We start from the raw sequence: 15,079 nt of genomic DNA on the forward strand, positions 1-15,079 counted from the left end.
GACTCAGCGATCTCCCTCGGCAACGGCATCGGCCGGCCGTACAGCCAGCGCCATCTGGTTCACGGCGAAGATCGCCATCAAGGCGCCACCGATCGACAGGGGCAGGTAGTTGATGCTCTGCGGCAGGTTGGCGCCGGCGGCCTTGATGTCCAGGCCGTCCATCAGCAGCACGGCCGCCCACCAGGCGATGACCACGCCCAGCACGGCCACCACCAGCGCGGCGAACACATCGACCGCGCGGCGCAGGCCCGGGCCCATGTGCGCGGCGAGCAGGAAGAAGCCGAAATGGCGGCGGGTATGCACGCCGGTGGCCGCGCCCAGGCTCATCGCGGTGGCGAGCAGCAGCAGCGTGACCGGCTCGGTCCAGCTGGGCGAATCATTGATCACATAGCGGGCGAACACCTGCCAGCCCTGCACCACCACCAGGCCCAGCAGGGCGATGACGGCAATGTAGATCGCCACATCGGCGATGACGTTGAGCAGGCGCTGCGGCGCGGTCGGGGTGATGACGGTTTCGGAAGTCGAGTCGGACATCGCGTCGGGGCCTCAGGCGAAGTCGCGGATGCGACGGGTGAGGGCGGCCAGCTCCGGCTGCTGCAGGTATCGCTGCAGCAGCGGGTCTGCGGCCTTGCGGAAGGCCGGCATGTCGACCTCGTTGAATTTGATGCCGAAGTCGGCCACGGCCTGGCGGGCGGTGTTTTCCGAGGCATCCCACTGCTCGCGCATCACCTGCACCGACTCGCGTGCGGTCTCGATCACCAGGGTGCGGTCGGCCGGACTCAGCGCATCGAAGCTCTGGCGCGACATCAGCAGCACGTCCGGCGCGTAGGAATGATCGCTCTGCGACCAGTAGTGCGCGGCCTCGAAGTGGCGGCTGGAGTGGAAGCTGCGCATGTTGTTTTCCGCACCGTCGATCATGTGCGTTTCCATGCCCGAGAAGGTATCGCCCAGCGACATCGGGGTCGGGTTGGCACCGAGCAGGCGCATCAGCTGGATGAAGATGTCCGAAGACGCCACGCGCAGCTTCAGGCCGTGCAGGTCCTTGGGTTCCACGATCGGATGCTTGGTGTTGTAGAAGCAGCGCGCGCCGGAATCGTAGATGGCCAGGCCGACCAGATCGCGGGTTTCAAAGCCCTGCAGGACCGTATCGGCAACGCCACCATCGAGGGCGCGGCGCATGTGCGCCACCGACTCGAACACATACGGCAGGCACAGGCCTTGGGTCAGCGGAAATGCGTTGTTGAGCGCGCCGGAGTAGACGCGGGTGATGTCGATGGCGCCGAAGCGGGCCATGTCGATCGCCTCGGACTCGCGGCCGAGCTGGCCGGAGTGGTACTGGCGCAGGCGCAGCCGGCCGCCGGTTTTTTCTTCCAGCGTCTTCCCGATCCATTTCACCGCCGTGACGGTGGGGTAGTCGGCGACGTGGACGTCGGTGGCGGTCAGCAACTGCGCACCAGCCGGTGCGGCGTTGGACGACCGCGAACAAGCCGTCAGCGCGGGCGCGGCAAGCGCGCCCAGACTGGTGGCCAGGAAACTTCTGCGAGTGAACATCTGCGCCCTCCCAAGCGTGCTCGCCATGTCCGCGCGGTTACCCGGCGGCGATGGCCTTGCAGGTAATGTCGCCGTAGCCGACGAAACGGATCAATGCTTGCTGGCCCACGGCGATATCGTGGATGCCGGTAGCGTTGCCACTGGCGATCAGGTCGCCGGCCTTCAACGGCCGCCCACGCTGCGCCGAGCGGCCCAGGGCGAAGGCATAGGCGGTACGCAGGCCACCGGGCAGCAGGGTCGCGCCACCGGTGCCGACCACCTCGCCCTCGATGCGGGTTTCCGCACGCAGGTCGGCATCGTCCAGGCGGGTCCAGTCCGGGATTTCCGGGCCCAGCACCAGGCCATTGTTGTTGCCGAAGTCCGACACCACCACGCGCGGGCCGAGCTTGTTGATGGTCGCCAGCGGGCTGCTGGCCACTTCAACGCCGATGAAGAGCTTGGCGGCCAGGGCCTCGGCTTCTTCCGGAGTCCACTGCAGCTTGTCCGCCGGGGCGTCTTCCTGCAGCTGGATCACGTACTCGGCCTCGACCGCGCCGAAGCCCCCGACGAACACCGGAATCTCTACTGTTCCACCGGTAGCATTCCAGAGTTGACGCGAGAAGATCGGGCCCAGCAGCCGATCGTCGCCGGAGACATCGCGGCGCTCGGCGGCGATGTAGCCCACCTTCCAGCCGACCACCTGGTCGTCCCACAGCGCGATGGCCTGGTCCTGTACCTGATAGGCGGTGACGAGGTCTTCCGGGATGGTGCCCGGGAAATCCGGCAGGGATTGGCCGTGTTGGCGGGCGCTGACGAAGTGCCGGGCGATCTCGCCCAACCCCTGGTCGGGCAGGTCCTGTTTGCCGTGGTCGTTGCTCAAGCGGGTCTCCCGGAAAAATTGTTGCACTGCCAATCGACAGCGGTTGGATGTGCTGTATATGGTAAACCGGTGTCATTGGCAATGTGCAGCGCATCAGAACGGCTGCCGGTCAGGCACGATGCCTGTTCCCCTGCCGGAAGGACGTCCGCCGATGCGCCGCCCCCTAGTGTTGTCATTGTTGCCTTTCCTGCTGGCCTGCGGCCTCGCGCGCGCAGCCGAGCATGCCGTGCCGGACACCGAGCCGGCCGCTGGCGCGGCGGACCGGATCGCGTTGTGGCCGGCGGGCGAGGTGCCGGGCGAAGCCGGCCCGGCCAGCGTGCCCAACGTGGTGGAGCGCAGCCATGATCCCGCCCTGCCGGATCGCTACATCGACAACGTCAGTGCGCCCTACCTGGTGGTGTACCGGCCACCGCGCCCGAACGGCAGCGCGCTGCTGGTGGTGCCCGGCGGCGGCTACCAGCGCGTCGTGCTCGACAAGGAAGGCACTGCCCTGGTGCCGGCGTTCGTCGAGCAGGGCGGGGTGACCCTGTTCGTGCTGCGCTACCGGCTGCCCGCCGGCCGCAGTGATCGCCAGGCCGCCCTGGCCGATGCGCAGCGCGCGATGCGGGTGATCCGCGCGGATGCTTCGCGCTGGCAGATCGATCCGCAGCGCGTCGGAGTAATGGGTTTTTCGGCCGGCGGCCACGTCGCGGCACGGCTGAGCAATGGCTTCGATGCACCGGTCTATCCCCATCGCGATGCCATCGATGCGCTCAGCGCACGCCCGGATGTCGCTTTGCTGATCTACCCGGTGATCGACATGGGCGCGCACGCGCATACCGGCTCGCGTACGCGCCTGCTTGGCCCGCACCCCGATGCCGCGCTGCAGGCGCGGTTCTCGATGCAGGAGCAGGTCCGCGCCGATACGCCGCCGACCTTCCTGGTGCATGCGCAGGACGACACCGTGGTCTCGGTCGATAACAGCCTGGTGTATTACCAGGCGCTGCGGCGCGCCGGCGTCACCACCGAAATACATCTGTTCCCGTTCGGCGGCCACGGCTTCGGCGTGCGCATCCCGCCCGGTTTGACCGTTGCGCAGTGGTCCGAGCTGGCCCTGCGCTGGATCCCTTCGCGCCACACGGAGCCCGCGCGCCATGACTGATACCCCCGCCGATCTTCAACGGCGTCGTTTCCTGCGCGACAGTGCGCGCTACGCACTCATGCTCGGTGCTACCAGCCTGCCGCTGTTGCCGGCCTTTGCCGGGGTGCCCGGCCCGCGCCACGATGCCGCGCCGCTGGCGCGTGTACGCAGCGGGCGCCTGCGCGGGCAGCTCGAGCAGGGCGTGAATGTGTTCCGCGGCATTCCCTACGGCGCCGATACCGCGCCCCGGCGCTTCCAGCCGGCCGTGCAGGAATCGGCCTGGCGTGGCGTGCGTGATGCACTGGCGTACGGCAATGCCGCGCCGCAGGGCGGTAACGAAGGGCCGGGCAGCGAGGACTGCCTGTTTCTCAACGTGTGGACCCCGGCGCTGCGCGACGGCGGCACGCGGCCGATCGTGTTCTATATCCATGGCGGTGCCTACAACAACGGCTCGGGCAGCGACCCGCTGTATGACGGCAGCGCGTTGTGCCGGCGTGGTGACGTGGTCGTGGTCACGGTCAACCATCGGCTCAACGTGTTCGGTTACCTGTACCTGGCGCAGCTGGGCGATGCGCGCTTCGCCGATTCGGGCAATGTCGGCCAGCTCGATCTGGTCCAGGCGCTGCAGTGGGTACGCCAGCACGCGCCGGAGTTCGGTGGCGATGCGGGCAACATTACCGTGGTCGGCCAATCCGGTGGCGGGGCGAAGATCGCCACGCTGATGGCGATGCCGGCCGCGCGCGGCCTGTTCCAGCGCGCGTGGACGATGAGCGGGCAGCAGGTCACCGCTGCCGGCCCGCGTGCGGCCACCCAGCGCGCGCAGATCGCGATGCAGGCCGTGGGGGCGGCCGATGCCGAGGCGCTGCGCACGATGCCGATGGAAGCGCTGCTGGCCGCCACCCGTGCACGCGATCCCTCGCGCGTGGAGAACAGCAGCCTGTACGTGGGCCCCGTGCTGGACGGTCGCTCGCTGCCGGTGCATCCGTTCTGGCCGGAGGCGCCGGCACAGTCCGCCGGAATCCCGATGGTGATCGGCAACACCCACGATGAAACCCGCGCCTTCCTCGGCAACGATCCGGCCAACTTCGCCCTGACCTGGGAGACGCTGCCGGCCAAGCTGGAAAAAGAGCAATACGTGGACCTGCTGCCCTCGGTGGTGATCGCCGAGTACCGCCGCCTGTATCCGCACTACACGCCTTCGGAGGTGTTCTTCGCCGCCACCACCGCCGGTCGTTCATGGCGCGGTGCGGTGGAGGAACTGGAGGCGCGTGCACGCCAGGGCGCACCCACCTGGGCCTATCAACTCGATTGGGGCTCGCCGCTGGACGGCGGCAGGTTCGGTGCGTTCCACACCCTGGATATCCCGCTGGTGTTCGACAACATCGACCGCCCCGGTTCGCGCACCGGCAACGGCGAGGAAGCCAGCCGCGTGGCGGCCACGATGAGCGAGGCCTTGATCGCCTTCGCCCGCCATGGCGATCCGAATCATGGCGGACTGCCACGCTGGCAGACCTATTCGCTCGCCCGCCGCGAAACGATGCTGTTCGATGCCACCTCACAGCAGGCCGACGACCCGCGCGGTGGCGAGCGTCGTCTCTATCAGCAGGCCCCCTTCATCCAACGAGGCACATTCTGATGCGGTGTACGTCCTGGCTGCTCGGCAGCGCACTGTTCGCCCTGATGAGCGCGGCGCAGGCCGCCGTGGATCCGGCGGTGATGGACCGCCCGGCACCGACCCCGATCCGCGCCAGCAAGATCGTGCTGGTCGGCGATTCCACCACGGCCGTGCAGGGCGGCTGGGGGCCGGCGTTCTGCGCACGGCACGTGACCTCGTTCCTGACCTGCACCAACCTCGCCCGCGGCGGCCGCAGCACCTACAACTACCGTGCCGAAGGCTCGTGGGCGCTGGCCGAGGCGGAGATGCGCATGCCGGGCTATGCGCAGACCTGGGTACTGATCCAGTTCGGCCACAACGACCAGCCAGGCAAGCCGGGCCGCTCCACCGATCTGCAGCGCGAGTTCCCGGACAATCTGCGCCGCTACGTGCGCGAGGTCCGCGCCACCGGTGCACAGCCGGTGCTGCTGACCCCGTTGACCCGCCGCCAGTTCGCCGACGGCGTGCTGATCGATGATCTGGCCCCGTGGGCCGAGGCCGTGCGCACTGTTGCGCGGGAACTGGAGGTGCCGCTGGTCGACCTCCACGCACGCAGCCGCGCGGTGGTGCAGGCGCTTGGGCCGGTAGCCTCGATGCCGCTGGCACAGGCGGCCGCCACGCCTGCGCAGGTGAGTGCGGCGCTGGGCGGTACGACGGTGGGTGCAGCGCCCGTCGCTGGCGCACCTGTCGCGCAGAACAACGCCGCCACCGAGCCCATGGGGCAGGCCAAGGTCGCCTTTGATTACACCCATCTGGGCCCGGACGGCGCGGCGCTGTTCGCCACACTGGTCACCGAGGAACTTGCCCGTCAGGTTCCCTCGTTGCGGACGCTGCTGATTCCCTGATCAATAGGCAAGTCCGACTATTTCTTTCGAATGGCGGGGTATGTCGGAGATCGTGGGGCAAACGGATGTGATCCAGGTCAAACACGTTGTTCACCCGGATCGCCTAGACTCGGGGCATGCAAGACCAATGCAACCCGTTTCCGCCGTTCCATGGCCGCGATCGATTGATCGCCGCGGTCGACCATGCGGTGCAGCACGAGCACGCGCACCAGATCGCCACCACGCTGCGCTCGGCGTTGCGTGAGGCGATCGCCGACAGCCGCATCCAGCTGCCGGCCTGCGTGCATCGCCCAATCCAGGACCACTACGCGCGCCGCGAGCTGTACCGCAGCCCCGTGCACGGCTACAGCATCGTGGCGATGAGCTGGGGGCCGGGGCAGGGCACGCCGCTGCACGACCACAGCGGGCTGTGGTGCGTGGAGGGCGTGTGGCTGGGCCAGCTGGAAATCACCCAGTACCAGCTGCTGGAGCGTGATGGCGAGCGGTTCAGCTTCCGCCCCGAAGCGGCCGTGGTGGGCGACTGTGGCAGTGCCGGCAGCCTGATCCCGCCGCACGAGTACCACACCATCCGCAATACCAGCGATGCGGAGCTGGCGATCTCGGTGCACGTCTACCAGGGCAAGATGACCCGTAGTGCCATCTTCGAACCCGAGGCCGATGGCTGGTACCAGCGCCGCGTGCAGGTGATGGAAACCGACGCGGCCTAGGGCGCGACGGGCGCACCGCTCGACCCGACGCCGCGGTGGCGCGCATCATGCGCGTTGCACCCGGTTACCGACGTTCCGCCATGCCTACGCTGCCGTTCCAACAGGTCAATGTGTTCAGCCAGGATCCCCTGCGGGGCAATCCGCTTGCCGTGGTTCTGGACGCCCAAGGCATCGACGCGGCGCGCATGGCCGCGTTCGCGCACTGGACCAACCTGAGCGAGACCACCTTCCTGCTGCCGCCTACCGATCCGCAGGCAGACTATCGCGTGCGCATCTTCACCACGCTGGAAGAACTCCCGTTCGCCGGGCATCCCACCCTGGGCAGCTGTCATGCCTGGCTGGCCCATGGCGGCGTGCCCAAGGACGAAGAGATCGTGCAGGAGTGCGGCATCGGCCTGGTGCGGATCCGTCGCAGCGAGGCGGGCCTGGCATTCCTGGCGCCGCCACTGCTGCGGGGCGAGGCATTGGCACCGGACCTGCGCGAACAGGTGCGGCGCGGGCTCGGCGTGGCGGCGGAGGACGTGGTGGACGCGCGCTGGGCGGACAACGGCACCGGCTGGCTGGCCCTGCGCCTGCGTGACCGCGCCGCGGTGCTGGCGATCCAGCCGGACTACGCGCAGCTGCAGGGGCTGAAGGTCGGCGTGTTCGGGCCGTGGCAGGCCAGCGATGGCGACGAGGCCCAGTACGAAAGCCGCGCCTTCATTGCCGGTGACGGCGCACCGGAGGACCCCGCCACCGGCAGCCTCAATGCCGGCATCGCGCGCTGGCTGCTGAGCACCGGCGAGGCGCCGGAGCGCTATGTGATCAGCCAGGGCACCGCGATGGGCCGTGCTGGACGGCTGCGGGTAGAACGCGTGGGCGAAGCACTATGGATCGGCGGGGACTGCGTGACCTGCATCGAGGGGCAGGTCACGCTGTGATCCGTCGCTGCCATGCATGGCATGGCACTACCGGTCCAGCACCACCAGGTTGTTGCGCTGGGTCACCTCGGCGGCGCCATCGGCCTGCATGACACGCACGCGCAGCCCACTGTGATCCCCGGCCGGCAGCGGCAGGCTGATCGTGGTGGTTTTCGGCACCAGATCGCTCGGCGCGGGCAGGCTGGGAATCTCCACCCGGGCAAGCGCACGGCCCTTGGCATCTTCCAGCACCGCCACGCCCACGCTGGTCGCGACGTGGCCCAGGCTGTGCACGGTCACCTGCACCTGGCCGCCCTCCACGCGGACATCGCTCCGCCCGATCCCGAGGTCGGCCCGCTGCTCGACCGGCGTGCCGGCCTGCACCAGCTCGAACTCGAACACCTGGCTCTGCCCCGGCGCGAAGCGCAGCGTGGTCGAGGCACTGCGTTCCAGCGCCAGATCGCGCGTCGTCGCCTTGCCGTCGATCCGGTCATCGCCGTCGCGGTCCACGCCGCTGGTCATCCGCCATTGCCCGGCGGTGACGTTCCAGGTGCTCATCTCCGCGTCCACCGCGCGCGTGCCCAGGTTGTAGGCGATCACCTTGAAGCGGTCCGGCGAAGGCGCGTGCACCAGCAGCGCCACCTGTTCGGCCGCGTCCGGCTGGGCGAAGCGCCAGCTCACGGTGTGGCCGGGCCAGCTCTGGTTGCGCTTGAGCGCGATACCGCCCAACCGCGCGCGCTGCAGGAACTCGCTCGGCGCCTCGACACGGTCGGACCACCAGTGGCCTTCGGTGTTCATGTACTCGCGCTGGGCCTTGGCCTGGATGCCATCAGCGTGCAATGCCTCCAGGTACTTCTTGTCGCCGGTGGCCTGCCACGCCATCAGACTGGAGAAGCCGGTGTTGCCACCGTCGGCATCGCTGATGAAGCGCGGGTTCCACTCGGCACCGCGGCCCAGCGCCTCGACGTAGTTCTCGCCCAGGTTGGACAAGGCACCCGGGCCACCGCGCTCCACGCGGTAGTCCAGCGCCTTGAGGTACTTGTCATCGCCGGTCCAGCGCCATGCCGCCCAGAAGGTGTGCATGATGTCGCCGCTGCCCGAGCCGTTGTTGAGCTCGCCGCCGCGGGTCTTGCCGGTCGCCCAGTGGATCTCGTTCGGCAGCGCCCAGCGCCCCTTGTCGTCGGTGTAGGCGTGGGCCAGGTAGCTGTCGGCCAGGCCGGTGACCAGCTTTCGGCCGGTCGGGTCGGCGTTGTACTGCCCGATCAGGAACGCCGGGTGCAGCACCGGGAAGGAGTACGGTTTCTGCCACTGCCAGTTCGGCTCGCGGTAGACCTTGTTGCCGCCGAACCAGTTGCTGGAGAACAGCAGATGCCCCTGCGGATTGGGCAGGATGATGCGTTCATCGAAGGCCTTCACCGTTTCCATCAGGCGCTCGACGGTGAGCGGATCACCCCAGTTGAGGTAGAGCATCGCGCTGTTGGTGTTGATGCCTTCCTCGTAGGCATGCAGCTCGTCGGTCTCGATGGTGCTCAAGCCATTGCTGAACATGCCATTGCGGTACACCGCATCGGACAGCGCGGTCAGCGAGGCATTGAGCTTGTCCGGCTGCACGCCCATCAGGGCCAGGCCCGGCCACTGCTGGGTGAGATCGGAATCATCGGAAATGCCCCCGCCGAAATCCCCGTACGCAATCTGGCGGTTGTCGATCCACCAGTCGATGAAGCGGCGTACGTACTTGAGGTCTTCGGTCTGGCGGAAGGCCCACAGCGGTACGCCCTTGGGCGCGTCGGGCTGGGTGAACGGCGGTTTGCCCTGGCTGTTGTAGCTGATGTAGTTCCAGTACAGCCGGCCCAGTTCGTGGTCCGGATCGACGCGCAGCAGATCGCTGAGGTCGGCATAGACGCGCGCATACAGGCGCTGGCGCTTGGAGGTGGTGTGCTCTTCGACCAGGAAGCCCCAGTTGTCGCGTACCTGATTGAAGCGGTCGGCGATGTGTTCCTTCTTCGCCTCCTCGCGGTCCTTGTAGACCATGCGGATTTCCGCACCATCCAGCGAGGTCGCATTGAAGCCGGGCGCCGCAGAGGCGATGGAGATCCACAGGCTGTCGGCGGTCAGGATGCGATCGCGCAGGTCCAGCCACAGGGTGCGCTTCTGGCCCGGCTTGACCGAGACCGACACGTCGATCATGTCGCGCGCCGGCCAGATCGGGTCCTTGATGCGGATGTTGAGCGGGATCAGGCCGTCCTGCGTGGCCGGCAGATCCAGCTTGGGCAGATCGATGGCGATGCCATCCAGGCCGTCATGCATGTTCTCCCAGCTGTGTGCCCAGCTGCGGATCAGCGGCTGCGCGGCCGGCGCGTCGCTCACGCCGGAGGGAATCAGCACGTGCACGATCGGCATCGGCTGCGCGGGCAGCGTGTCGGCCGTGCGCTTGCGCGAGCCGGCGCCCTTGGGCAGCGCCATCACCGTGCTGCGTTCGGCCGCCGGGTAGCGGCCGTCGATGTACTCGCGCAGTGCGGCGATGTTGGTGTAATCCGGCAGCGCCTGGCTGTCGATCAGGTAGCGCTGCTTGACCGTGCCCTCCGGCTCGGCGGCGTCGCTGACCTGGTAGGCCCAGATTTCCTGGATCGGGGTTTCCTGCGCGGTATTGCGGAAGTGCAGCACGCCGCCGTCCTGGGCTGGAATGCTGTTGACGCTGCGGACCACGCCCTGCGGGCGCTGGAACAGGGTCTGTGCCGGCTGGCCGTCCACGCTGTGGCTGAGCCCGCCAAACGCTGCACCGCGCACTTCGATGCGGTTGACGGTTTCACCGGCCGGCAGGGTCAGGTCGAGCTGCTGGCCACCCTCGACATAGGTATTCCAGTCCGGCAGCTGGAAGTAATCATCCCGTCCGGCCAGCCGCGAGCGGTTGTAGACGCCCGGCCAGGTGGTCTCGGCGATGCCGTCGGTCGCCTTCCACATCCACTGCTTGTGGTCCTTGGTATCGGCGAATTCGATTTTGCGGATCGTGGTGGTCGGGGCACTCAATGCCGGCGGCGGCGTGGCCTCCCACCCATGGCGATGGCGCCAGGCGCGCATCGGGTCAGGCGCGGCCACGGCCGTGGTCGGGGCAGCATTCCGGGCCAGTGCGGCCATGCCGGCCGGATCGAGCAGACGGTCGTAGACGCGGATCTCGTCGAAATCGCTGCCACGCAGGAAGTTGTAGCGGCTCTGCACCTGGTAGGGCGCCATCACGCGTCCGGCCAGGCCGAGCTGATCGAGTGCGGCGTCGTAGTCGGCGGTGGTCTCCTGGCGGGCAACCTCTTTGCCGTCCACGTACAGGCGCACGCCGTGGTTTTCGTCCCAGCCGAAGGCGATGTGCTGCCACTGCTGCGGCGAGGGGTTCTGGTCGAGCTTGAACGACACGCGGGTGCGCGCCAGGTTGGCATCGGTGACGAAGGCATCGAAGCCGTGGCCGTTCCAGTCGATGCGCAGCCAGGCCATGTCCCAGCTGCTGTGGTCGGCATAACCAACCCGGAAGATCACGAACGGTGCTTCACCCACCGCGTAGCGCGAACGCCAGAAGAAGCCCAGCGTACCGCGTTGGGCCTGGATGTTGCCGGGGGCATTCCACGACAGCACGCCGTCATCGGCCCATTCGATCGCACTGCCATGCGCCCCGTCGGGAACCCGCTTCACCTTGTCCACGAAGTTGGGGACCGGGTCGCCCGCGGCGGTATCGGCCTGCAGGCCCTGGTCGGCCGACACGTGGAACAGCAGCTGGGGCGCGGTCTGCGCCCAGGCGGTGCCACTGCCCGCAAGCAGCAGCGCCAGCAGGCTGGCGGACAGGCGGGAGGGGCGGATCGAGGCGGCGACAACGCGATGCATGAGACCTTCCTTTCGACAGCAGAAACAGTACAGCGGAACCAGCAGCGGGGGTCAGCCGCTCACGGTGGCCTCCCGCCCCGGCACCGCGCCCGCCATCCCGGAGAGAAGGATGCAAGCGGGCGCGATACCTGTGGCGGAAGACGCAGCACGGTCAGAACTTGTAACGCAGGCCGAGGTAGTACTGGCGGCCCGTATGGGTGTAGCGATCCGGCAGCGACAGCGCTGAATCGACGTAGCGCTCGTCGGCGGTGTCGAGCAGGTTGATCGCCTCGAAGGTCAGCGAGAGGTTCTTGTTGACCTTGTAGGACATGTTGAAGTCCACGTTCTCCACGCTGTACTTGCCCTGCACGTCGGCGGTGGCGAACTGGTTGCCGTCCAGGTCCCACACGTTCTCCTGCGAGAGGATCGTGCTGATGTACGCGTCGCGGTAGCTGGTGGAGACGCGGGCGCTGAAGCGGCCGTCGTCGTAGTACAGGGTGGCGTTGTACGAGTTCGGCGAGAGGTTCAGCAGGTCGTTCTCGGTGTAGGTGGTGACGATCGTGCTGCCGGTGCCCGAGCTGAACATGTATTTGATCTTCGACTCGACGTGCGTGTAGTTCAGCTGCACGCCGAAGTTCTTCCAGAAGCCGGGCAGGAAGCTGAAAGGCTGCTGGTAGGACACTTCATAGCCCTTGAGCGGGCCGCCCGGGGTGTTGAAGTAGCTCTGCACGTTGAACACGGTGTCCGGGCTGAAGCCGGTCGGCAGCAGGTCCAGCGAGTAGCCCATGTCCGCCCAGGTGGTGAGCAGGCGCGTGCGCTGCACGTAGCTGTCGATGTCCTTGTAGAACAGTGCCGCCGACAGCAGCGCCCCTTCCTCGAAGTACCACTCCGCGCTCAGGTCGTAGTTGGTCGAGCGGAACGGATCGAGCTTGGGGTTGCCCAGGTTGATCGAGTAGCTGCGGTCGTCATCGAAGTACGCGGTAGGTCCCCCGCTGACGCTGGGCGACAGGTTGGACAGGGTCGGGCGGGCCATGGTCTTGGCCGCGCCGAAGCGCAGCACGAAGGTATCGCTCAGGTCCCAGGCCAGGTTCAGCGAGGGCAGCCAGTCGTCGTACTTGTGGCCGACCCGGGTGGCGACCTGCAGGCGCTCGCCGGGATCGGCGGTGGCGCTGGCCACGCCGAAGAACGGCGCGCAGGCCGAAGACAGATCGGTCGCATTGGCCGCGGTGCACGGCGCATAGCCATCGGCGGTGATCCGCGTCTGCACATAGCGCACGCCGAGGTTGCCACGGAACGCACGACCCAGCAGATCGGTGTTGAAGTCGAGCTGCAGGTAGCTGCCGTAGCTCTTCTCGTTGACGTCGAAGTTGTTGTTGGACGCGCCGAAGTGGCCCACGCTGGCCAGGCGGTAGTCGCCGCCCAGGGTACCGGTGTCGCAGTTGCAGTAGATGTCCAGCAGCTTGGCGATCTGGTTGAAGTCCGGCACCAGCCAGCTGTTGGGCAGGTTGCCGTCCATGCCCTTGCCGAAGCCGCTCAGCGTATCGCTCAGGTCACCCACGGTGACGCCGGCCGGCAGTGCCTGCGACAGGCGCCCGTAACTGATGTTGCGGAACTCCTGCGTGCTCATGTCGTAGTCTTTGAAGGCCAGACCGCCGCGCAGGGTGAAGGTGGGGCTGATATCGAAGGTCAGATCGACCTTGGCCGTGTCGAAGGCGTTGTCGACGTACTGCGGATTCAAGCGCACTTCGCTGATGTTGCCGCCACGCGCGGTGCCGTTGGCGTTGACCGGCGTGCTGCCGTAGCCGAGCCACTTCCAGTTGTCCACGGCGTTGAGATCGAACGGGAAGGACATCGCCGGCACCTTGCCGTTGCGCATGTCCAGCACGAAGCCGTCCAGGTTGCTGTTGTCGAAGCTGACCATCGAGAAGACCGGCCGCTCATAGTTCGACTCGGAGTGGCCGACCACGGCATCCAGGCGCACCGCATCATTGAAGCGATGCTCCAGGTTCAGGCTGAACTGCTTGAACTCGGTGCTTTCTTCGATGGCGGTGGATTCGGTGCGGAAGTCGACGTTGTCGAACACGCCGTAGGTCAGGCGGTTCTGCTCATCGGCATGCGCTTCGCGGACCACGATCTGGGTCTTGCCGCCGTACTGCGCGGTGCGATGCAGGTTGGCGCCGATGGAGTCTTCGCGCACGTTCTTGTCGAGCTTGGAGTACAGCATGTCCAGGTTCAACTGCGTGTCGTCGCTGACCTTGAACTGCACTGCGCCGGTGACACCCAGGCGCTCGATCTCATGTTCGGTGCGGATATAACGCGGGTAACGCGGGATCCAGGCGTTGGTCGCGGTCTCGTAGGCGGCGATGTTCTCGGCGGTCGCGGCCGGGCGATCCAGGCCGGGGCCGCAGTGGGTCGCATCGATGCCGTAGCTGCCCCAGCCGTTGCTGCGCGCCTGGTTGGCGGCGCTGCCGACACCGGCGGCGGTTTCATTGGCCAGCGGGTTGCGCGGGGTCTGCGGGTCGTAGCCGGCCGGGCTGCAGAAGCCATAGGTGCCGTTGTTGGCCGCGGTGCTCTGGTTGGAGTTGCGGTAGTTGCCGTGCTCCCAGCGGACCGGGTTGTAGCCTTCTTCGAAGATGGTGCGCTTGCTGTAGGCCACCGACATCAGCGCGCCGACCCGGCCGTCGGCCCAGGTGTTGCTGATCAGCCCGGAGATGCGCGGGTCCTTGTTCCTGGAGAGTTCGTTGAAGCCGTACTGGCCGCCGAGCGAGGCCTGGAAGCCCTCGAAATCGAACGGGCGCGAGCCGCGCAGGTCGACAGTGGCGCCGAGAGAGCCCTCATCGGTCTGCGCCGACTGGGTCTTGTTGATCTTGACCCGGCTGAACAGCTCCGAGGCGAAGGTATTGAAGTCGAAGCCGCGGCTGCGGTTGACGCCGGTGGTGCCGCTGCCTGCGGTGGACAGCGCTTCCAGGCCGTTGATGCGCACGCGGGTGAAGTCCGAGCCCAGGCCGCGCACGGAAATCTGCTGGCCTTCGCCGCCTTCACGGTCGATCGAGACGCCGGCGATGCGCTGCATCGACTCGGCCAGGTTCAGATCCGGGAACTTGCCGATGTCTTCAGCGTAGATCGCATCGACCTGCTCGACGCTGTAGCGCTTTTCATCCAGCGACTGCTGCAGGCTTTCGCGGTAGGTCGCCTTGACCTCCACCTTGTCCAGATCGACCGCGTTGAGTGACGCGGCCTGTTCCGGCGTCTGCTGTGCCGCGGCGATGCCAGCCACGCCCTGCAACGCCAAGGCGACCGATACTGCGAGCAAGGTAACCGGTGTCTTTTTGCGGGTGTCGAGTCGTTCCATCGTGTGTAAGCCCCTCCCAGGGTTCGCCGCCATGCGACCGTGATGTTGATGAGTCATGACGTCCGGCCTCCCCCGGAGCGTCCAGCGCGCATTGCCGCGGTGACACCGCTGGTCATCCGAAACGTAACAAACCCTTCACGCGGCGGCATCTTGCGCCGCAGCAGCGTGCATTCGCTGGTGAGAGTCGTGGGATGGCAACGATGGCGGCGCGCGCGCAGCCGGCGGCGTGATCACTCACGCCGCCGG

At 67.3% G+C, this 15,079-nt stretch carries 10 protein-coding genes; 5 read left to right on the plus strand and 5 right to left on the minus strand.

Features of this window, described 5'->3' with window-relative positions:
* Window positions 1-3 precede the first annotated feature (3 nt).
* From NJD74_RS15975 to NJD74_RS15985, 3 genes are read right to left on the minus strand one after another with little or no spacing between them, the layout of a single operon-like run.
* The gene (locus tag NJD74_RS15975; RefSeq protein ID WP_019184090.1) at window positions 4-534 is read right to left on the minus strand and encodes a TRAP transporter small permease; all 531 of its coding nucleotides are present in this window, start codon (window positions 532-534) and stop codon (window positions 4-6) included.
* A 12-nt stretch (window positions 535-546) separates the two neighbouring features.
* Window positions 547-1,551: a TRAP transporter substrate-binding protein gene (locus tag NJD74_RS15980; RefSeq protein WP_026069922.1), complete on the minus strand. Its 1,005-nt coding sequence runs from the start codon at window positions 1,549-1,551 to the stop codon at window positions 547-549.
* A gap of 37 nt (window positions 1,552-1,588) precedes the next feature.
* Window positions 1,589-2,410, minus strand: coding sequence for a 2-keto-4-pentenoate hydratase (locus NJD74_RS15985; RefSeq protein ID WP_083279831.1), 822 nt, complete (start codon window positions 2,408-2,410; stop codon window positions 1,589-1,591).
* A gap of 151 nt (window positions 2,411-2,561) precedes the next feature.
* Here NJD74_RS15985 and NJD74_RS15990 point away from each other — a divergent pair, with 151 nt between their 5' ends.
* From NJD74_RS15990 to NJD74_RS16010, 5 genes are all read left to right on the plus strand, one after another.
* The gene (locus tag NJD74_RS15990) at window positions 2,562-3,551 is read left to right on the plus strand and encodes an alpha/beta hydrolase (protein ID WP_319624562.1); all 990 of its coding nucleotides are present in this window, start codon (window positions 2,562-2,564) and stop codon (window positions 3,549-3,551) included.
* Window positions 3,544-5,166, plus strand: a complete 1,623-nt coding sequence (locus NJD74_RS15995) for a carboxylesterase/lipase family protein (RefSeq protein WP_319624563.1) — start codon at window positions 3,544-3,546, stop codon at window positions 5,164-5,166. The genes NJD74_RS15990 and NJD74_RS15995 overlap by 8 nt, the downstream gene beginning before the upstream one ends.
* Window positions 5,167-5,210: 44 nt before the next feature.
* Entirely contained in the window at window positions 5,211-6,029 is an 819-nt protein-coding gene (locus NJD74_RS16000) for a rhamnogalacturonan acetylesterase (protein ID WP_083298790.1), read from the plus strand.
* Between the two features lie 116 nt (window positions 6,030-6,145).
* Window positions 6,146-6,736: a cysteine dioxygenase family protein gene (locus NJD74_RS16005; RefSeq protein ID WP_070472752.1), complete on the plus strand. Its 591-nt coding sequence runs from the start codon at window positions 6,146-6,148 to the stop codon at window positions 6,734-6,736.
* A gap of 80 nt (window positions 6,737-6,816) precedes the next feature.
* Window positions 6,817-7,656 (plus strand): PhzF family phenazine biosynthesis protein, encoded by an 840-nt coding sequence (locus NJD74_RS16010; protein WP_070472755.1) that lies wholly within the window; start codon window positions 6,817-6,819, stop codon window positions 7,654-7,656.
* 27 nt (window positions 7,657-7,683) lie between these two features.
* Here the strand turns inward: NJD74_RS16010 and NJD74_RS16015 are convergent, their stop codons facing one another.
* On the minus strand, window positions 7,684-11,502 hold the full coding sequence (locus tag NJD74_RS16015; protein WP_174704351.1) for a LamG-like jellyroll fold domain-containing protein: 3,819 nt from the start codon (window positions 11,500-11,502) through the stop codon (window positions 7,684-7,686).
* A gap of 151 nt (window positions 11,503-11,653) precedes the next feature.
* Window positions 11,654-14,833, minus strand: a complete 3,180-nt coding sequence (locus NJD74_RS16020; protein WP_102788781.1) for a TonB-dependent receptor — start codon at window positions 14,831-14,833, stop codon at window positions 11,654-11,656.
* Between the last annotated feature and the right edge of the window lie 246 nt (window positions 14,834-15,079).

This window comes from Stenotrophomonas sp. RG-453 (genome assembly GCF_033843685.1).
Lineage (GTDB): Bacteria > Pseudomonadota > Gammaproteobacteria > Xanthomonadales > Xanthomonadaceae > Stenotrophomonas > Stenotrophomonas bentonitica_A.

What these genes read in the sequence shown, in the direction of transcription:
- NJD74_RS15990 (WP_319624562.1), top strand. Translation starts at nt 2,562, where the DNA reads ATGCGCCGCCCCCTAGTGTTGTCATTGTTGCCTTTCCTGCTGGCCTGC.
- NJD74_RS15975 (WP_019184090.1), bottom strand. Translation starts at nt 534, where the DNA reads ATGTCCGACTCGACTTCCGAAACCGTCATCACCCCGACCGCGCCGCAG.
- NJD74_RS16000 (WP_083298790.1), top strand. Translation starts at nt 5,211, where the DNA reads ATGAGCGCGGCGCAGGCCGCCGTGGATCCGGCGGTGATGGACCGCCCG.
- NJD74_RS16005 (WP_070472752.1), top strand. Translation starts at nt 6,146, where the DNA reads ATGCAAGACCAATGCAACCCGTTTCCGCCGTTCCATGGCCGCGATCGA.
- NJD74_RS15995 (WP_319624563.1), top strand. Translation starts at nt 3,544, where the DNA reads ATGACTGATACCCCCGCCGATCTTCAACGGCGTCGTTTCCTGCGCGAC.
- NJD74_RS16010 (WP_070472755.1), top strand. Translation starts at nt 6,817, where the DNA reads ATGCCTACGCTGCCGTTCCAACAGGTCAATGTGTTCAGCCAGGATCCC.
- NJD74_RS15980 (WP_026069922.1), bottom strand. Translation starts at nt 1,551, where the DNA reads ATGTTCACTCGCAGAAGTTTCCTGGCCACCAGTCTGGGCGCGCTTGCC.
- NJD74_RS16020 (WP_102788781.1), bottom strand. Translation starts at nt 14,833, where the DNA reads ATGGAACGACTCGACACCCGCAAAAAGACACCGGTTACCTTGCTCGCA.
- NJD74_RS16015 (WP_174704351.1), bottom strand. Translation starts at nt 11,502, where the DNA reads ATGCATCGCGTTGTCGCCGCCTCGATCCGCCCCTCCCGCCTGTCCGCC.